The organism is Anaeromicrobium sediminis (assembly GCF_002270055.1).
In the GTDB taxonomy this organism is placed as follows: Bacteria; Bacillota; Clostridia; order Peptostreptococcales; family Thermotaleaceae; genus Anaeromicrobium; species Anaeromicrobium sediminis.
On the sequence record NZ_NIBG01000012.1, the window covers coordinates 40,567 to 58,774 of the forward strand.

Annotated in this window: 18 protein-coding genes and 1 tRNA gene; 15 read left to right on the top strand and 4 right to left on the bottom strand. The window is 29.1% G+C overall.

Annotation, left to right across the window (positions count from 1 at the left end; translation table 11 throughout):
- Positions 1 to 131: 131 nt before the first annotated feature.
- From CCE28_RS13685 to CCE28_RS13695, 3 genes are all read left to right on the top strand, one after another.
- Entirely contained in the window at positions 132 to 584 is a 453-nt protein-coding gene (locus tag CCE28_RS13685) for a hypothetical protein (RefSeq protein WP_095134295.1), read from the top strand.
- Between the two features lie 109 nt (positions 585 to 693).
- Entirely contained in the window at positions 694 to 1,047 is a 354-nt protein-coding gene (locus tag CCE28_RS13690) for a hypothetical protein (RefSeq protein WP_095134296.1), read from the top strand.
- Between the two features lie 164 nt (positions 1,048 to 1,211).
- Positions 1,212 to 2,318, top strand: a complete 1,107-nt coding sequence (locus tag CCE28_RS13695) for a hypothetical protein (RefSeq protein ID WP_095134297.1) — start codon at positions 1,212 to 1,214, stop codon at positions 2,316 to 2,318.
- A 168-nt stretch (positions 2,319 to 2,486) separates the two neighbouring features.
- Here CCE28_RS13695 and CCE28_RS13700 read toward each other — a convergent pair.
- Positions 2,487 to 2,560 (bottom strand) — tRNA-Ala (locus tag CCE28_RS13700).
- A 173-nt stretch (positions 2,561 to 2,733) separates the two neighbouring features.
- On the opposite strand from CCE28_RS13700, the gene CCE28_RS13705 reads away from it, so the two are divergent.
- The 5 genes from CCE28_RS13705 (at position 2,734) to CCE28_RS13725 (ending at position 9,017) form a co-directional block, all read left to right on the top strand.
- On the top strand, positions 2,734 to 3,162 hold the full coding sequence (locus CCE28_RS13705; RefSeq protein WP_095134298.1) for a flavodoxin: 429 nt from the start codon (positions 2,734 to 2,736) through the stop codon (positions 3,160 to 3,162).
- A 176-nt stretch (positions 3,163 to 3,338) separates the two neighbouring features.
- Entirely contained in the window at positions 3,339 to 4,118 is a 780-nt protein-coding gene (locus tag CCE28_RS13710; RefSeq protein ID WP_095134299.1) for a sirohydrochlorin cobaltochelatase, read from the top strand.
- A 111-nt stretch (positions 4,119 to 4,229) separates the two neighbouring features.
- On the top strand, positions 4,230 to 6,212 hold the full coding sequence (locus CCE28_RS13715; RefSeq protein ID WP_095134300.1) for a UvrD-helicase domain-containing protein: 1,983 nt from the start codon (positions 4,230 to 4,232) through the stop codon (positions 6,210 to 6,212).
- Positions 6,199 to 8,292, top strand: coding sequence for an ATP-dependent helicase (locus CCE28_RS13720; protein WP_095134301.1), 2,094 nt, complete (start codon positions 6,199 to 6,201; stop codon positions 8,290 to 8,292). The genes CCE28_RS13715 and CCE28_RS13720 overlap by 14 nt, the downstream gene beginning before the upstream one ends.
- Positions 8,286 to 9,017: a PD-(D/E)XK nuclease family protein gene (locus tag CCE28_RS13725; protein ID WP_095134302.1), complete on the top strand. Its 732-nt coding sequence runs from the start codon at positions 8,286 to 8,288 to the stop codon at positions 9,015 to 9,017. Before CCE28_RS13720 ends, CCE28_RS13725 begins: the two co-directional genes overlap by 7 nt.
- Before the next feature lie 22 nt (positions 9,018 to 9,039).
- On the opposite strand, the gene CCE28_RS13730 is transcribed toward CCE28_RS13725, so the two are convergent.
- Both CCE28_RS13730 and CCE28_RS13735 read right to left on the bottom strand, forming a co-directional pair.
- Positions 9,040 to 10,767, bottom strand: coding sequence for an ABC transporter ATP-binding protein (locus tag CCE28_RS13730; protein ID WP_095134303.1), 1,728 nt, complete (start codon positions 10,765 to 10,767; stop codon positions 9,040 to 9,042).
- 123 nt (positions 10,768 to 10,890) lie between these two features.
- The gene (locus CCE28_RS13735) at positions 10,891 to 11,157 is read right to left on the bottom strand and encodes a late competence development ComFB family protein (protein WP_095134304.1); all 267 of its coding nucleotides are present in this window, start codon (positions 11,155 to 11,157) and stop codon (positions 10,891 to 10,893) included.
- 139 nt (positions 11,158 to 11,296) lie between these two features.
- Here CCE28_RS13735 and CCE28_RS13740 point away from each other — a divergent pair, with 139 nt between their 5' ends.
- The 3 genes from CCE28_RS13740 to CCE28_RS13750 are packed head-to-tail and all read left to right on the top strand — an operon-like array spanning position 11,297 to position 12,769.
- Positions 11,297 to 11,656, top strand: coding sequence for an ArsR/SmtB family transcription factor (locus CCE28_RS13740; protein WP_095134305.1), 360 nt, complete (start codon positions 11,297 to 11,299; stop codon positions 11,654 to 11,656).
- A gap of 19 nt (positions 11,657 to 11,675) precedes the next feature.
- Positions 11,676 to 12,098: an NUDIX domain-containing protein gene (locus tag CCE28_RS13745; RefSeq protein ID WP_095134306.1), complete on the top strand. Its 423-nt coding sequence runs from the start codon at positions 11,676 to 11,678 to the stop codon at positions 12,096 to 12,098.
- Positions 12,095 to 12,769, top strand: a complete 675-nt coding sequence (locus tag CCE28_RS13750) for a TVP38/TMEM64 family protein (RefSeq protein ID WP_095134307.1) — start codon at positions 12,095 to 12,097, stop codon at positions 12,767 to 12,769. Before CCE28_RS13745 ends, CCE28_RS13750 begins: the two co-directional genes overlap by 4 nt.
- A 6-nt stretch (positions 12,770 to 12,775) precedes the next feature.
- Here the strand turns inward: CCE28_RS13750 and CCE28_RS13755 are convergent, their stop codons facing one another.
- Positions 12,776 to 13,867 (bottom strand): TMEM165/GDT1 family protein, encoded by a 1,092-nt coding sequence (locus CCE28_RS13755; RefSeq protein ID WP_095134308.1) that lies wholly within the window; start codon positions 13,865 to 13,867, stop codon positions 12,776 to 12,778.
- A gap of 157 nt (positions 13,868 to 14,024) precedes the next feature.
- Between CCE28_RS13755 and CCE28_RS13760 the strand changes: the two genes are divergently transcribed.
- The 4 genes from CCE28_RS13760 (at position 14,025) to CCE28_RS13775 (ending at position 18,105) form a co-directional block, all read left to right on the top strand.
- The gene (locus CCE28_RS13760; protein WP_095134309.1) at positions 14,025 to 14,243 is read left to right on the top strand and encodes a hypothetical protein; all 219 of its coding nucleotides are present in this window, start codon (positions 14,025 to 14,027) and stop codon (positions 14,241 to 14,243) included.
- A 77-nt stretch (positions 14,244 to 14,320) separates the two neighbouring features.
- Positions 14,321 to 14,788 (top strand): ferritin family protein, encoded by a 468-nt coding sequence (locus CCE28_RS13765; RefSeq protein WP_095134310.1) that lies wholly within the window; start codon positions 14,321 to 14,323, stop codon positions 14,786 to 14,788.
- 70 nt (positions 14,789 to 14,858) lie between these two features.
- Positions 14,859 to 16,769 (top strand): transporter substrate-binding domain-containing protein, encoded by a 1,911-nt coding sequence (locus CCE28_RS13770; protein WP_176461831.1) that lies wholly within the window; start codon positions 14,859 to 14,861, stop codon positions 16,767 to 16,769.
- Position 16,770: 1 nt separating this feature from the next.
- Positions 16,771 to 18,105 (top strand): sigma-54-dependent transcriptional regulator, encoded by a 1,335-nt coding sequence (locus CCE28_RS13775; RefSeq protein WP_095134312.1) that lies wholly within the window; start codon positions 16,771 to 16,773, stop codon positions 18,103 to 18,105.
- The last annotated feature ends 103 nt before the right edge of the window (positions 18,106 to 18,208 follow it).

An 18,208-nucleotide genomic window follows, 5' to 3' on the forward strand; every position in this document is an offset into this window, starting at 1 on the left:
GATTATATTTATTAGAATCTTGAATAAATTACATGAAGTAATGATGTTCAGTCTATAATATGGATTTGTGTAGTATAGAAAGTTTAGCTATGTAAGCTATATAGACTATTATAAAAAGAGAGGTATAAAAGGTGAAAAGGAATAAAGAAAATGAGTTGAGGAAGTGGTTATTTCCTGTAATCGCCATGATTGCTTATCAATATTCAAACTATATTCCAGATGAAACAATGAGTTATATATTAATTATTATAGCTTGTGCTCTTATGTATTATCTAGTGAAAGGTAGAATTAAGAAAGAGTCGTATTTATGGACGGGACTATATGCTTGCTTAACAGTAACAACAGTTATTGTAGTGATTATAAGATCATACAAAGGTAGTATCCATGAAAATCCTATTTATAATAAATATTTGTGGCCTGGGTTGGTAATATTCGGAACATTAGGATTGATATTTGGGATTTGGGGAAATTTTAAATATAGTGATGATTCTAGAAGAAGAGAAATGATAATGGTATTAATTATGGTAATAATTTTAGTGTGTATAGGTGTTGTTGGTTTCACTCTTCTTGATAAATTTGCCTAATATTGTATAGATTATCGTATTAGAATAGAGTAGAGAAAAACAAAATTATAAAGAATAATTTCATAAAAAAATGATAAACTTTGTAGTCTGGTAAGGAGAAGATGATGTTATGGATATGGAATCAATTATAGGTATTGTGCTATCAGGTATTATAAGTTTAATTATATATGATCATATAGGTAGGAATTTTACAAAACTTATAAAAATAATTTGTTTTGTATTTATGCCTATTGGAATACTTATTTGGATACATGAAATTTTTATCACTCATAGTATCTCATTTAGTCAGTTTGGAGCTATATATATAGCAGGTTGTTTATTTTTCGTGATTTTGTCTAGTATTGGAAAAATAACAGATGAATATCTAAATATGAATTCACCAAGGTCTGATCCTATTATTTTCCTTTATGTGGGTATTTTTATACTCATTGATTCTATTTACCTCTACATATTTGAAAAATAAGAGTAGATTTAAGGGAGAGAGACAATCAGCATGTGATAGATATCTTTGAATATGTTCTAATGAAAAAAACTCTATGCGAATGAATTATTAATATAAGACTATCAAGACACTTTTAATTATTAAAGTAACTCGTATGGAGTATTATTTAACTAAGGAGGTTGTAGATGTTTGAAAATGAATTTAACGAAAAGTATAATAAGCCTGCCATTTGGAGTCCAAAGAGTATTTTTTGGATAAGTGTTTTTTTTTCTTTTATTGCTGGCGGCATAATGTATATAATTAATTATAAAAGACTTGGATATACCCATAAGGTAAAGACACAAACATTTTACATTGTTTTGGCTATTATAGGGATTATTGTTGCGTCAACTTTTATAGAGATGAACTTAATTTCTTGGGGGATAAACCTAGTAATTGCAAATTTTTACAAAGACGATCAGAAGGAGTTGTTCGAAAATCATATTAAGCTAGGTGGCAAAAAGGCATCTGTTCGAATTCCTTTAATAGTATATATTTTGTGCACAGGTGTTTATTGGGGTCTGATTTATTGGGCTGATATTTTAGAAAATGAGGATTTGGGATTTACTCCACCTACTTCTAGCTATATCTATGAAAACCATCCTGAGCTGTATAAGGCCATTATAAAGAATGAAAATTTCAAGGGGGAATTTACAGTTGATTATGTACAAAGGCCTAAGGACAGCTATGCAAACCATATTCATGCTGAGGGTTTAATTAATGGAAAAGAGTTAAGAGTTGTATCTTCATATGAGAATGTTTACGAATATATACCTTATAAAGAGGTGTATATAAATGGGCAAATCCTTATGAGAAAAGAAGGGAAAGACAAGCCCTGGATTTCTAACCAATTATCAGAGGATAATAGAGATAAATTATATGAGTACAATTCATTCAAAGGGTATAGGATTATTTCTTTAAATAAATTGATTAGAGCATCTAAAGAGGATATTAGTAAATTAGAGAAGGTCAAAATACCAAAAACAGGAGAAATCAAGAGAGATTTAACTATGTATGAAATTACATTTCGTGAAAATGAAACTTTCACGTTTGCAAATCCTATAAATGATCGTGTCAATTACCTTGAAAATGGAGACAATACTGAATTTGACTTAACCCTATTGATTAATTCACAAGATGAAATTGTATGGGAATATGGTGGGTTTTTAAATAATATTGGGTATGAGAACTGTGAGATTGATTATGATCATATAGGTGAAGACATTAGTATTGAAAGGCCTGAAATAAAGTAAATGATAAGGCTGGTGTTAGCATGATAATGTGGATATGAAAATCTCAACCCTATAATTTTATTAAGTACATGTATTGAGGAGTAATATATTTATTCATTTTATTTAAATAAGGAACCGTAAATTTGCCAAAGAAAAAAACTCTAGTTTTTATACTAGAGTTTTTTTCTTTGGTGGAGCCAACGGGAGTCGAACCCGTATCAATAGACTGCCAGTCTACTATTCTCCCATTGAACTATGGCCCCAAAATATTATTCTTATAAATTATATTTTAAAAGAAATTACAAATAATGTCAATGTTTATTGTTCCCAATTTATTATTAAAAAAATTTAAATTAAACTATTTACAAATGAGAAATAATATGGTAAATTATAATTGCAAATGATAATCATTATCAAAAAAGAGGAGATGAAGCTCATGAAAAAAGCAGTTATAATATATTGGAGTGGAACAGGAAATACAGAAGCTATGGCTCAATCAATTTCTGAGGGAGTTAAGAATAAAGGTGTAGAAGTAGATTTAGTTACTGTAGATAATGCAGACGTAAGTATGGTAGAAAATGCTGATTTTGTAGCATTAGGTTGCCCTTCAATGGGAGCGGAAGTATTAGAAGAATATAGCATGGAACCTTTTGTAGAAAGTCTTAAAGATGTAAGTTTTGGTGGTAAGAAACTAGCTTTATTTGGTTCTTATGATTGGGGCGATGGCCAATGGATGAGAGATTGGGAAGAAAGAATGAGTGATTATGGAGCTGACATAGTTGGTGATGGATTAATGGTTCATTTAACTCCAGATAGCGATGGAGAACAACAGTGTAAAGAACTAGGCGAAAAATTAGTAGGATAATAGATTTAACAAGTACTTAAATTTGACATGGAATTAATGTAAAAACCTCAAAAAAGTTATGCGTATATTTAGCTCTTATCTGATGATGGATAAGAGTTCTTTTTTTATAGTATGTAGTTAAAACCTCGTATTTAGTGTAAAATATAAGTATAAACTCATATGTAGGGGGATTTAGCATGACTAAAAAGGGTATTTTGATAGTTAGTTTTGGTACTAGTTATGAACGAGGAAGAAAAATCATTGAATCTATAAATGATAAGATAAAAGAAACCTTTTGTGATTATGAAGTAAGACAAGCCTATACTTCTGAGAAGATTATTAAAAAGCTTGGTACTAGGGAAAATATCTGGATAGATACTTTAGAAGAATCCTTAGAAAAATTCATGTTAGATGGTTTTAGTGAGATCATATTACAACCACTTCATATAATTCCTGGTCATGAATATGAAAAGATAGTAAAAATAGTAGAAGAATATAAACATAAATTTAAAAAGATAGTATTGGGAAAAACTCTTTTATACGATGTGGAGGACTATGAAATTGCGGTGGATAGTATTTTAGAATATTTACCTAATACAAAGGAAGATGAAAAAATAGTATTAATAGGTCATGGGGCAAATCATCCTGCTAATAGTTCTTATCCCTGCTTACAAAGCTTTTTAAATGATAAGGGTGTAAATGCTTATGTGGCTACGGTGGAAGGTTATCCTATGATGGATAATATAATACCTAAATTAAAGAGGGATAATATAAAGAAAGTCATAGTAATTCCCTTTATGCTTATTTTAGGATATCATGTGAAAAAGGACGTATTTTCAGATAAGGAACATTCTACTAAGACTATGTTAGAGAAGGAAGGTTTCCAAGTGGAATGTAAGGTTGTGAGTCTTGGTGAATACTCTAGATGCAAGGATATATATGTGAATAAATTAAGACGGTTGATAGAAGGACAGTAATTATTTACTGTCCTTTCAATATGGTCTAAAATATGTAAATAAGGTAAAACTCTAAAAAAGGATAATAAATTTCAGTTGTAGAAATATATATTTAAAACATATAGTTATGGGGTGATTAAAATAGACAGGATATTTCAAAATTTCCCGGGAAAATTTTTAGTAAATGGCGAAAGAAATAGTGGGAAGACTAGTGCAGCCATAAAGTTATATAAAAAGTTAATAGAAAATAATATTAGTAGTGAAAAAATACTAGTTCTATATTCTGGCTCCATGGCAGGTCTAAATTGGAGAGAAAACTTAGTGTTTCCTAGTGTTAATAAAATAAATGGACAGACTTATTATTCCTTTATAAAAAGTGAGTTAAATATATATTGGCCTATAGTTTTAGAAAATTGTCATAGGATTAATAAAAAGCTTATTAAGCCTAAGTTCATGTCCTATGATTTAAGCTATTATATGATGAAGCTTTTAGTTAACCATTATAGAAATAAAAAGAATATATTATTAGATATTACATCCTCATCTGAGCGAGTTGCAAGGATGCTCATAAGCAATATTAATGTCTGTGCGGAAAACTTAGTGGATTTTGAAAAAATAGGAGAAAAACTATTTTATTCATTAGATCTTGCCACTACCCTTGAGCAAAATACTTATGATGAAATAAATACTGTAATTAATCAATATATAAGTAGTTTAATTGAAAAGGGAACGATAGATTATGCTTTAAGTGTGTACTTATACAATGAATTTCTAATTAAAGATGAAACATACTTAAAGAAACTAAGAAATAGATTTGAGTATGTTATGGTAGATGATTTTGAAAAAAGTAACAAGGCCATATTAAATCTCATAAATAAATTAGAACCTGAGGGCTTATATTTATTTGGTAATATGAAATTTAATAAAAGATATACTAAACATTTATTAGATTATATACAAATTCCTTTTGAAACTATAGATTTACTCTATAAAAGGGGTGAAAATTTAGTAGGAGATTTTACTCAAGATTTTGTAAATTATCATATGGAGGGACAGTCACATAGGGAAAGTCACATTCCTGTTAAGGTAGAGAATAATCATATACTTAGGGGTCAGATGATAGAAGGTATTTGTGAAAAAATAGAAAGACTATTTAAGCAGGGGTATAATGCCAATGATATGGTCATAATTACACCTATTAAGGATGAAATTTTAGAGTACAGTATAAGAGAAAAATTTGAGAATAATAACATAATGAGCTTCATAAATACGGAAAAAATAAGTAAAGATGAGCATATGCACTCCTTTGTATTTTTATGTGCCCTATGTAAAGATTTTAAAAAAGTAAATTTTAATAGGGATGATTATAAGAAATTTTTTATAAACTTCTTTCATTTGGATATGATAGATGCATCTAAATTAGGTGATGAAGCCCATGAAAAGGGATTATTTAATGTGGATTTTCAGAGGGATGAATATAATAAATTAAAAGAATATATAGAAGATAGGATTAAAGAAAATTATAGGATAGATAAATTAATGGAAAAAGTATATATAGATAAAATATTGAAAATGAATGATGGAGAAAAAAAGGCGGGCATTGTGAAAAACATAATAGAGACTAGTTCAAACTTTATGGACATAATGGAGGATTTTAATAAGATAAAGAATCCAGAAGAAGAGCTTTTAAACCTACTCCTAGACGAGAAAATAAAATCAAATAAAACAAATGAATTTAGAGAATTTAAGGATAATGAAAATACTTTATTTATAATGACTCCAGATTCATATGTAAATTCAAATCTAAATAAAAAAATACAAATATGGATAGATATAAGCAGTACTACATGGAATATGAGGACTAAAAAGGAATTATCTAACCCCTATGTATTTAAAGTAAATAAAGATAAATATAATACCTATACGGAAGAACTAGAAGGTATGCTTGAGAAAGAAATTATATTATACAATGTTAGTACTTTATTAAGGGCCTGTACAGATGAAGTATACTTTTTTTCAAGTGAGTATTCTAAAAGGGGATATGAACAAAATAATACAATGTATGATATGTTATTAGATGCCCTAGAAAAGTTTGGTGATAATGATGAATTATAGGGAAGATCAAAGTGAAATAATGAAATATGATGGGGGAACCATGGCCGTTGGAGCTGTTCCTGGAGCCGGAAAGACATTTATAGTGGCAAATTTAGTTGCTAAGCTGATAGAAGAAAAGAGACATTTGCCTGGGAAAATTCTTATAGTTACTTATATGAATAGTGCTGTGACTAATTTTAAGAATAGGATAGGAAATATTTTAAAAGAAAAGAATGTGGGAAATAAAAGGGATTTTGAAGTAATGACTATTCATTCCTTGGCCTATAAGATACTTAGGGAAAAACCAGATGTGGTGGGAGTAAATGAGGATTTTGAAATATTAGATGAAGATAAGAAAAGATTTTTTATTAGTGAAGCCTTAAATAAATGGTTAAAAATTGAAGGGGAGGCCCTTTTTAGAAGTCTTTTAAAAAGTCCAAATAACCAAGTTCAGTATGAAAGATGGAAAGGTGAGTTTATTAACATAAGTGGAGGAATCATATCTAAATTAAAATTGTTAGATATGAAACCAAAGGATTTTAATGAAAAGATAGTTGGAAATTATGATCCATTACTTAAGGCCCTAGGTATCATATATGAAGAATATGATAAAAGTTTGAAAGTACATGGATTTATAGACTATGATGATATTTTAAATATGGCCCATAAGATTATAAAGAAGGATAGGGAAGCCAGGAAAAAGTTTCAGAAGAAGTATACTTATATTTTTGAAGATGAATGTCAAGATTCTAACCTAATTCAATGTAAACTATTAAAATTGTTATCAAAGGATAATGATAATTTAGTTAGGGTAGGAGATTTAAATCAAAGTATAAATGGAACATTTTCTGCATCAGAACCAAGATTATTTAAAGAGTTTATGGATACGGCATCTAAATCCTATCTAATGGATAGGGCTTCTCGTAGTTCGAAAGACATTATAGATGTGGCAAACTATCTAGTAGACTATGTAATTAAGGTCCATCCTACTAGTGAATGTAGGGAGGCTTTAATGGATCAAAAAATAAAGACAGTAAATAAGGGCCCCTGGGGAGAAAATCCCATTACTGAAAAATATGGAGTCCATGCCTACGAAGTAGAAAGTGATAAAAGTGAAATAATAAAGACTTTAAAATTAATAAAGGCCTTTAAAAAGAAACATAATAATAAATCCATAGGGGTTCTTTTGCCAAGTAATGATGCGGTTAAAAAACTAGGAGAATTATTTAAAAGGGAAGGCATAGAATATGAAGATCTATCATCCATGTCTGAAGAAAAGTTTAAGGTTGTTAATTTAGCCATAGAGGTTATAAACTTCATAGATAAGCCCTATGATAAAAAAACCTTAATAAATCTATTAAGCGTAATGGAGACGGAAGGATGGGAGTCTTTAGAGAGTCTAGATATACAATCCATATTAGAAGAAATAAGTGGGGAAAGTAGGAATATCATATTAAAGATTTTAGATATAAAGGATTTATCCTATGAAAATATATTGATTAGACTTATAGATATATTTCAATTGAAAGTGGAAGAGACTTCTTTAATTGAAAGTATAATATCTTACATACAGGTTTTTACCATGATAAATAAGGGGGCGTCCCTAGGAGATATAGGTAAAAATTTGAGAGAAAATAAAAGGGTATTTTTATCTATGGTTGAAGTAGTTTCAGATATAATTGGATATGAACCTAGGAAAGATAAAGTGACCATATGTACTTATCATAAATCAAAGGGACTTGAGTGGGATTTAGTTTTTTTACTTAATCTAACTAAATATAATTTTCCGTCTAGATTTACAGATAGTATAAGATCAGAATGCTGGTATCTTAGAAGTACCTATGCTAACCCTAATGCGGTTTTAAATTCCCTGGTGGATAAATTAATAGGGAAAAGAATTCATGGTAACTACAGTATAAATGCAAAGATAGAAGTAATAAATGAAAGAATAAGGTTACTTTATGTGGGGATAACTCGTGCTAAAGAATACTTAATAGTAATGAGCAATAGATTAAATTCTAAAATAAATAAAAAACAATCTAGTAGTGAATACTTTAATATCCTAAGGGGTTATGTAAATGAGGAGGATAAGCCATGTTAGATATAAGAAATTTAGAAGATTTTCATTATAGTCAAAACTCCTTAAATACATTTAAACAATGCCCATTAAAGTTCAAGTTAAAGTATATGGACAACATTAACTTTAAAAAGGATGAAGAAGGCTATTATGAAAATATAGAAACGGGCCTTAATTTTCACTTATTATGTAATCGATATTTTTTAGGCATAGATACTAGCATAGGAGAACATACAAAGGATAAAGAAAAATTGGAAATCTGGGTAAAAAGCCTAAAATCCAATATACCTATAAATAAAGACTATACTTATTTAAGTGAATATACCATAAGAATGGCAAAAGATCATATGAGATTACAAGCCAATTATGATTTAATAATATTGAAAGAAGATACTATAGAAATATGGGATTTTAAAACGGAAAGTAGAAAACCAATATATAGGGATTTAGAAAAGAGAATCCAGACGGTAGTTTATATGTATGTATTAATGGAAAATCTAAATTTAGTAGGAAAACATATACAAATTTCCAATTTAAAAATGATTTATTATAATCCCCAATATGAAGACCATTTAATTGAAATAAACTATGATGAGTTTAAACATGAAGAAAATTATAAGAATATAAAGTATATAATAGATAGAATAAATGAATATGATTTTCAAGGTGAGTTTAACAAAAGTCTATATGGAAAATATTGTAATTACTGCGAATTTGAGAGAATATGTGAAGATAAAAGTGAATTTTAAAATTCACTTTTATCTTTTTAGTTTACAAAATCTCTGGGCTTTTAAATTGCATATCATACAAGTTTTTATAAAGGCCACCATTATCTAGAAGTTCATTGTGGGTTCCTATTTCTTCTACTTGATTATTGTTAAGAACTACTATTCTGCTAGCATTTTTAATAGTAGATAATCTATGGGCTATTATTAGGGTAGTTTTTCCATTAGATAGTTCATTTAGTGAATTTTGAAGTATGGATTCATTTTGAGTATCTAAGGAAGAAGTTGCTTCATCGAGTATTAGGATAGAAGGGTTTTTAAGAAATACCCGGGCAATGGCAATTCTTTGCTTTTGCCCTCCTGATAATTGAATGCCTTGCTCACCTATGTAGGTATCATAACCTTTATCTAGAGAAATAATGTAATCGTGAATATTAGCCATTTTTGCAGCACTAATTACATCTTCATAGGTGCTATTTAAATTTCCATAGCGTATGTTTTCGTAAATAGTTGACGTAAATAAAAATATGTTTTGATCAACTATACCTATATGAGATCTTAAGGAATTTAGGGTGTAATTTTTCAAACTATTATTATCTATTAAAATATCACCATCACTGAGGTCATAAAATCTTGGTATTAAATTACAAAGGGTTGTTTTACCTACTCCCGATGGTCCAACAATAGCTAAGGTTTCCCCTCTATTTACTTTTAAGTTTATGCCCTTTAATACATAATTTTCATCATCATAAGAAAAGGATGCATTTTTAAATTCTATGTGCCCATGACATTTTTCTAGAGGAAGGGCATGTTCATGATCCTTTATATCTGGTTCTATACTCATAAGCTCATAAAATCTCTCAAAGCCAGCCATGGCAGATTCATACTGCTGAGTAAATTGACTAATTCGCCTTATGGGTTGAATGAAAAAACCCGTATATAATAAATAAGCTACTAAATCTCCAGGGGTTATGGTTTCTGCCATCACTAAATATCCACCTACAACTAGAACTACTACTCTTAAAATATTTATGAGAAAAAATATTCCTGTCATTAAGGTGGCCATGGAGGAAAAGCTCTTTTCTCTAGCCTTTTTAAATTCTAGATTTTGTCTATTAAATTTTTCCATTTCATATAATTGGTTATTAAAGGATGTTGAAACCTTTATACCTGATAGGGAATCCTGTACTTGGGCATTTACCTGGGCAATTTCTTTTTTTTCCCTTTTAAAAGCACGAGACATTTTTCTACGTTTGTTTATCCCGTATATAAGCATTATTGGAATAAAGGCAAATACTACTAAAGTTAAAAATACATTTATATTAATCAATACTATGAAGGACCCTATTATCATAATTGAAGATAAAAATAAATCTTCAGGACCATGGTGGGCTAGTTCAGCAATGTCGTGTAAATCATTTACTATACGAGACATTAAGTGACCTATTTTGTTATTATCATAATACTTAAAGGATAAACTCTGAAGATGTTTAAACAAATCCCTTCTCATATCATGTTCTATCCTAACTCCTAGAACATGTCCCCAATAATTTATTATATAATTGCATACTCCCTTTAAAATAAATAGACCAATCATTAAAAGTCCTATATAAAATAGGTTATCTATTTCCTTACTGGGAATTATATTGTTAATTATTTTTCTTGAATAAGCAGGATAAGCTAGATTTACTAAACTGACCATTAAAGAAGCAAATAAATCTAAAATTAGGAGATGAGCATAAGGCTTATAATATGAAATAAATTTTTTAACCATGTATACCTCCTTGTATGAAACAATAATCTGTCATAATATATTATGCTCATAAACATAAAAAAATTTTATATACTTTTGGAGGTAAAAATTCACAATATAAAAGAGAGTGTGATACACACCCTCTTAAACGTCATGTCTAGGTTTAGTAGAAACAATTTCTATAGCTTTTGCTATTTCCTTTACCACATCAGATATGAACTGCCTATCTAGACTCTTTGCTTTTAAATAGGATTCTCCATCAGATGTGACCACATACATGGGTTTCAGATTATTTAAAGCTATGGCCTTAATATCATCTTTGCACATGTGGCAAGTACATAGAAAGGGATATTCATTTAATGTATTTGGTAACAAGTTATCAACAATATATTCCATATAATTTTTCGGCATTTTTCTATCTCCCCTATTAAGCGTATAATACCATAATTCTACATTATACGCCTATTTTCCTTCAATAATTAATTTGGACTAAATATTTATGAGGATTTTTGGTATTATATTTATATATGGACAATGGTAGGAGGATTTTATGGAAAAAGATAGTATAATTTGTGGTTGTAATATAATACATGAAGATGTAGTAAATGAATTAAGAAAAAAGATGCCGGAAGAAGAAAAACTATATGATTTGGCAGAGCTTTTCAAAGTTTTTGGAGATGGGACTAGAATAAAAATATTATGTGCTTTAATGCACTCGGAAATGTGTGTATGTGATATAGCTGCACTGCTTGAAATGAAGCAATCTGCCATATCCCATCAGCTTAGGGTATTAAAGCAGGCAAGATTAGTAAAGTACAGAAAAGATGGAAAAATGGTATATTATTCATTAGATGATAATCATGTAATGAATGTGTTTGATCAAGGGTTTAACCATATTAACCATAAATAAAGGTTTCAAGAGGTGAATTATGACAAGGGATGAATATTTACATGGATGCACAGGGGTGGTAGTAATTAAGGATAACCACATATTGTTAGGAGAGAGATGTGATGATCAAGGATGGTCATTGGCAGGGGGAAAGCAAGAGAAAAATGAGACCTTAGAAGAGTGTGCCAAAAGGGAATTAAAAGAGGAATTTGGAATAGATTCATTGAAATTGAAATATTTAGGAAAAGTATATTCTAAAGCTATGGTAAAAGGAGTAGAGAAAAAAGTATCTCCTAGTATATATGTTTGTGAAACATTTAAAGGTCAAATAAAATTAGATCTAAGGGAATTTAAAGATTATAAGTGGGTTCATATAAATAATGCTTTAAATATTGAAAATTTATTTTTACCCAGTAGAGAAGGTATAAAGCTTTTAGAAAAAGAAGCTGGAGAAAAAATATGAGCTTGAAGAAAAAAGTCTTGTTTGCGACTTTAATCATTATAGTTACTATTGTTCTAATAAATTTTTCCCAGATAAAAGATTTTTTTTCGCTGAAAAATCTTAAGATTAATGGAAATTTATTACATGATTATGTTGAAAACAATTATGGTAGTTCTGTACTAATATTTCTTTGTATAAGCATAGTTATAATGATTTTTGGAATACCTGCTGTAGGAGTAATATCTGTGGCTGGAGGTTTTTTATTTGATACTCTTTTAGGAAGTATATATAGTGACATAGGCATAACCATAGGCGCCATAATATCTTTTTTAGGAGCGAAACATTTATTTGGCCATTGGGTTCAATACAAATATAGGGATAAACTTCAAAAGTTTAACAGACACATTAGAAGAAGTGGAAATAGATATTTTTTAATAATAAGGTTTATATTAGTAATACCATCCTTTGTAGTAAATATTCTAGCAGGAGCATCAAAGGTGTCCACATTCACCTTTGCATGGACTACCTTTGTAGGCCTATTGCCTGAGATATTTATATATGCTTATGCTGGAAATAAATTAGGTGATATAAACTCAATAGACGAAATTTTTTCCTTTGAAATTATATGTACATTTGTATTGATTGCTTTAATAATGCTTATACCAAATTTAATATATTGGAAAAAGAGGTAAAAAATCTTAACTAGGATTTTTTACCTCTTTTTCCAATTTACAGGCAATTTCCATATTTTTAGACTTTGCCATGATTATATATGAATTAATTTCATCTGGAAGATTAAAAGATTCTTTAAATAAATGAAATTCTAAAATATTTCTAGCTTTGTCCAAATCATTAGAAATTGAGCCTTTATCATATGAGTAACTTAATATTAAAGCAAGTAATCTTATTAAAAATTTCTCATCTATACTTTCCTTTAAATATTCTGGTTCAGATAAAGAGAAATCCAAATGAGTATCGTGAATTTCGTCTTCGATTACTCTTTGTATATATCCAAGGATACAGGATAGTTCCCTACATTTATCACAAGATTTATGATTGATACAGACCTCTTGTGCATATTCTTTAATGAAATGGGCTTGGTCGTATAATGTAGCCGCTACTTCATCAAATTGAACTTTAGAATTATTATTTAAAATTGGTTTTACTTTCATGTAGATTAATCCTAATAAGGATACAAAGAATATGGTTAAAATATATGGATTTTTATAAGTTATAGGTATATTAAAATATAGTTTGGTAATACCAATTAGTATAAATACAAAAGCGGAACAAAATTTAATCTGTATACCAGATATTTTATTTCCTATAATAGAACCCACGAATATACCCATACCACTAGTTAAAACCATACCACTTACAGTGCCTAAAAGAATAAATAGAGGGTACTTTAAAGTGGCTCCTAAGGTTATGGCAGTAAGTTGAGTCTTGTCCCCTAATTCTCCAATAAAAAAGGCTAGGGCAACTGTTAGAATAGGACTCATTTCTTTAAAGTCATCATCTTCTTCATCATCTAAGTTTAAACTCCAAAGGCCAAATAATATGAAAATCATACCTCCAATTATTTGAAGGAATTCATTTGAAATGAAGTTAGATAAAAAGGAACCTAGAGCTACGGCTAAACCGTGGTTTAACATACACCCTATACTTACGCCTAGTAAAACTTGAGAGGTTCTGTATCTCGTTGCAAAAATCATAGCTAAGACTTGCGTTTTATCTCCTAATTCAGATATGAATATAAGGCTTAAGGACTTTAAAAAAGAAATTAACATAATATATCACCTCCACTCTGAAATATTGTAACCTATTAACTTAGTAAAAGTAAATACTTAACTAAATGGTAATAACAGTAAACAAGTTTAAATCATAAAATATAAGTATATTTAATTTGATTCTATGGTGAATAATAAGTTATAGGGGGGAAGTTATATGGATGAGAAATTATTATTAGAAGAGATTTTAAAGGAATTGCAAAAAATAAATGCTAACTTAATTAAAATAAGTAATCAGACTGGTATTAATGGTGGTGAAAACGAAGATTCAGGTAAAACAGAAGGAAAAACTCATAAGAATAGTGGAGGATATTCCTGGGAGAGCCTAATGCCTTATACGGACGCATTAGCTCCATATACAAAAAATAAAAAATAACATATACTATAATATATAAATTATCATACTTATAGCTAGTGAGTGTAATAATATTTTGAAAAGAGGGAAAGCAAAGAATGGCATATACAGTAATAGATTTATTAGACAAAATTATTTTAATAGAAGAAATGGCCAAAGATATGTATGAAGAAATGGGAAAAAAATATGGTGAAGATATAAACATTCGTACTATAGTTAATGTGTTGGTAAGAGAAGAAGAGAGACATATAAAATACTACAAGGATTTAAAAAAAGAATGTAAAGATGAAGAATCTATTGATTTTCATTTATATGATAAAGCATCTTTTTTATTTAATCAATTTAAAGGGAACATAATTGCTCCAAAGATAAGTACAAAGGAAGAACTATTAAACTTTGCCATAGATTTTGAAAGGAAAAATGTGGCCTTTTTAATAGACATAAGGGGAAGACTTGTAACTAGTGTAAATGATTCAGAAAAATGCATGTATAGGGTTCTAGGAAAAATAATAGAAGAAGAACAAAGACATGTGGACAATATTGAAAAGTTTGTAAAATCCGACTAAATTATGGTCGGGTTTTGTTTTATAATATAAGAATAGGGGGGTGGTGATTATAAAAAGGATTATTATTATATTGTTAATATTAATTTGTGCAACCAGTGTGGCCTATTCAGAAGAAATCCAATCTAAAACCATAGTAATAGGGGGAGATAATAACTTTCCACCCTTTGAGTATGTAGATAAAAATGGTGTTGCTAAAGGGTTTAATGTGGATTTAATTAGGGCAATAGCCATAGAAATGGGATTAGATGTGGAAATTAAATTAGAGCCTTGGTTTAAGACTATGGTTAATTTAAACTCAGATCAAATACATGCCATAGAAGGGATGAAATATTCAGAAGATAGAGATTTGTTGTACGACTTCTCAGAACCCTATTTGCAGTCTTCTCAAACAATGTTTGTAAATGTGGAAAATACTTATATAGTTCATCTACAAGATTTAAGGGGACAGAGGGTGGCCATTCAGAAAAATGATATTGCAATAGATTTGCTAAATGAAATAGAAAATATACATATAATAGAATTTGAAAATCAAGAAATGGCTCTAAAAAGCCTTATCACAAAGGAAGTAGATGTATATATAGGAAATAGATTGACGGGTCTTTATAATATACAAAGGAGTAATTATAGGGAATATATAAAAATGGTGGGAGAAGAAATAAATCCTAAGAATTATTGTATAGCTGTTAAAAAAGGAAATGAGGAAATAATAAGCATATTTAATGAAGGTCTTAGGGAAATCAAGTCAAATGGAACTTATGATAAGATTTATAAAAAATGGTTTGGTGAGAGAATTAATTTATCCTATGAAATTGTAGAAAAAATAATTTATGGATTATTAGCAGGAATAATCTTATCCTTAATATTAATATTTAATTTTTATAGGTGGAATTACGTATTAAAAAATGAAGTAAACTTGAGAACTCAAGAATTACAAAAGGAGCTAATATTTAAAGAGCAGATCTTAGATAGTATATTTAGTGGACTTATAACTATAGATAAAGATGAAAATATAACCCTTATAAACAAAAGGGCCCTATGCTTACTCAAAATATCTAAAAATCATTTAATAGGTAAAAATATCAATGATACCATAGTAAAAGACCATTTTCCCATAGATAAAATGAGACAAGTCTTAGGTGGGGGGAAGGAAATTGTTAACTTAGAAAAAAATATATGCATGGAAGAAAAGGAGATAATGGTTCAATATAATATATATCCAATAAATTATATTAAAGAAAAGACCATAGGAGTTACCTTGACCTTTAAGGATATAACTAAGGAAAGTATATTGAGAAAGGAAATTATGATAAAGGACAAGTTAGAGGCATTAGGAAGGATGGTAGCATCTATAGCCCATGAGATAAGAAACCCTCTAACGGCAATAAAGGCATATGTGGATATGATTCCATACAAATACGAAAATGAAGAGTTTAGAAAAAGAATTACTAAGGATGTACCTTTAGAAATAGAAAGGCTAGATAAGCTTATAACCAGTTTATTAGATTATTCAAAGCCAAAAGTTACTCAAAAGAAATACTTTTTATTAAATGAAGAAATGGATAATATTATAATCCTCTTTAAAGCTTTCATAAGAAAGATGAAAATAGACTTAAAAATTAATGTGGAAGAAGATATATATATTTATTTTCATAAGGAAGAATTTAGGCAGATTATAATAAATCTATTACTAAATAGTTTAGAAGCTTTAAAAGATGTGGAGGAACCAATCATTCACATTAGGGCATATAAGGAAGAGGAAAAGGCAAATATAACCCTTTATGATAATGGGTGTGGCATAGAGAAAAAGGATCTAGAACGTATATTTGAACCCTTTTTTACTACAAGGGAAAAGGGAAGTGGTCTAGGGTTATTTACAAGTTATAGGCTTATAAAGGAAAATGAAGGTACATTATATGTGGAAAGTGAAAAGAAGGTTGGAACTAAAGTTAAAATACAAATACCTATAAAAGAGGAGTTGTAATATGAAAAATCTATTGATTATAGATGATGAAAAGACTATTTGCTATTCACTAAAATTTGTATTTGAAGATGAATTTAATGTATATACGGCAACTAATATGTATGAAGTAAATGAACATATAGAAAATAAAGAATTTCACATTATACTACTAGATTTAAAGTTTGGTGATATAAGTGGATTAGATTTATTAGATTCACTAAATTTAAAACAAAAGAGATCTCAAATTATAATGATGACAGCCTATGGGAACATAGAATCATCTGTAAAGGCCATAAAAAAAGGTGCCTATGATTACATAATTAAACCATTAGATATTCCTAAATTAAAGAACCTTATAAATAGAAGCTTAGAGATGAATAAGGTAAAAGAGTTTATTAAAGAGGAAAAGTACAATATCTTAGGCATATCTAAGAAAATGAAGGAAGTATTTGACGTAATAGATAAAATAAAAGATCTAGATATAGGCATACTGATAGAAGGATCTAGTGGGACGGGAAAGGAACTTGTGGCTAAAGCTATTCATGAGTATGGAAGGCGAAAAAGCAAGAAAATGGAAATAGTCAATTGTGGAGCTATACCAGAAAACCTCATAGAAAGTGAACTATTTGGACACAAAAAAGGAGCCTTTACAGGAGCTAATAGGGATAAAACAGGAAGATTTCAATTAGCCAATGGAAGTACTTTGTTTTTAGATGAAATAGGGGATATGGATTTAAACTTACAGGTGAAACTACTAAGGGCCATACAACAGAAGGAAGTATATTCTTTAGGTGGGGAAGAGTGTGAGAAAATTGATGTTAGGATCATTTCTGCCACTAACAAAGATTTGAAAAGAGAAGTTGAAAAGGGACAATTTAGGGAAGATTTATATTTTAGATTAAATGTTGTAAATATAAAGCTTCCTGATTTAAAGGATAGAAAAGAGGATATTCCCATATTAGTAAACAATTTTGTGAAAGAAGCATCTATAAGTATGAATAAGGAAATAGAGGGAATAGATGAAGAGTCCTATGAAATACTTATGAATTACCAATATCCAGGGAATATACGTGAACTTAAAAATATTATTAGAAGAGCAGTAGCTTTAACGGATAACCATGTGATTAAAAGGGAAGATCTACCTAGCGAATTGTGTATTAAAGACAAAAGGAGTATGAATAAGGGAATAGTACCTATTAAAATAGGAACTAATTTAAGTGATGTGGAGAAGAAAATTATACTGGAGACTCTCAAAATTACAGGAGAAAATAGACGAAAGGCTGCTGAAATATTAGGTATAAGTGAGCGAACCATAAGATATAAGTTAAAGGAATATAAAAATATAAGTGGCCAATAAGTTATTCACCTATGGATTAATTAACGGAAATAATTTCCAAGCCTGCAAATTTTGCAGGCTTTTTTATTTTGTGGATAAGTTGAAGGAAGCCTAAATACAGACT

What these genes read in the sequence shown, in the direction of transcription:
- CCE28_RS13690 (WP_095134296.1), top strand. Translation starts at nt 694, where the DNA reads ATGGATATGGAATCAATTATAGGTATTGTGCTATCAGGTATTATAAGT.
- CCE28_RS13695 (WP_095134297.1), top strand. Translation starts at nt 1,212, where the DNA reads ATGTTTGAAAATGAATTTAACGAAAAGTATAATAAGCCTGCCATTTGG.
- CCE28_RS13705 (WP_095134298.1), top strand. Translation starts at nt 2,734, where the DNA reads ATGAAAAAAGCAGTTATAATATATTGGAGTGGAACAGGAAATACAGAA.
- CCE28_RS13710 (WP_095134299.1), top strand. Translation starts at nt 3,339, where the DNA reads ATGACTAAAAAGGGTATTTTGATAGTTAGTTTTGGTACTAGTTATGAA.
- CCE28_RS13720 (WP_095134301.1), top strand. Translation starts at nt 6,199, where the DNA reads ATGATGAATTATAGGGAAGATCAAAGTGAAATAATGAAATATGATGGG.
- CCE28_RS13725 (WP_095134302.1), top strand. Translation starts at nt 8,286, where the DNA reads ATGTTAGATATAAGAAATTTAGAAGATTTTCATTATAGTCAAAACTCC.
- CCE28_RS13730 (WP_095134303.1), bottom strand. Translation starts at nt 10,767, where the DNA reads ATGGTTAAAAAATTTATTTCATATTATAAGCCTTATGCTCATCTCCTA.
- CCE28_RS13735 (WP_095134304.1), bottom strand. Translation starts at nt 11,157, where the DNA reads ATGCCGAAAAATTATATGGAATATATTGTTGATAACTTGTTACCAAAT.
- CCE28_RS13740 (WP_095134305.1), top strand. Translation starts at nt 11,297, where the DNA reads ATGGAAAAAGATAGTATAATTTGTGGTTGTAATATAATACATGAAGAT.
- CCE28_RS13745 (WP_095134306.1), top strand. Translation starts at nt 11,676, where the DNA reads ATGACAAGGGATGAATATTTACATGGATGCACAGGGGTGGTAGTAATT.
- CCE28_RS13750 (WP_095134307.1), top strand. Translation starts at nt 12,095, where the DNA reads ATGAGCTTGAAGAAAAAAGTCTTGTTTGCGACTTTAATCATTATAGTT.
- CCE28_RS13755 (WP_095134308.1), bottom strand. Translation starts at nt 13,867, where the DNA reads ATGTTAATTTCTTTTTTAAAGTCCTTAAGCCTTATATTCATATCTGAA.
- CCE28_RS13760 (WP_095134309.1), top strand. Translation starts at nt 14,025, where the DNA reads ATGGATGAGAAATTATTATTAGAAGAGATTTTAAAGGAATTGCAAAAA.
- CCE28_RS13765 (WP_095134310.1), top strand. Translation starts at nt 14,321, where the DNA reads ATGGCATATACAGTAATAGATTTATTAGACAAAATTATTTTAATAGAA.
- CCE28_RS13775 (WP_095134312.1), top strand. Translation starts at nt 16,771, where the DNA reads ATGAAAAATCTATTGATTATAGATGATGAAAAGACTATTTGCTATTCA.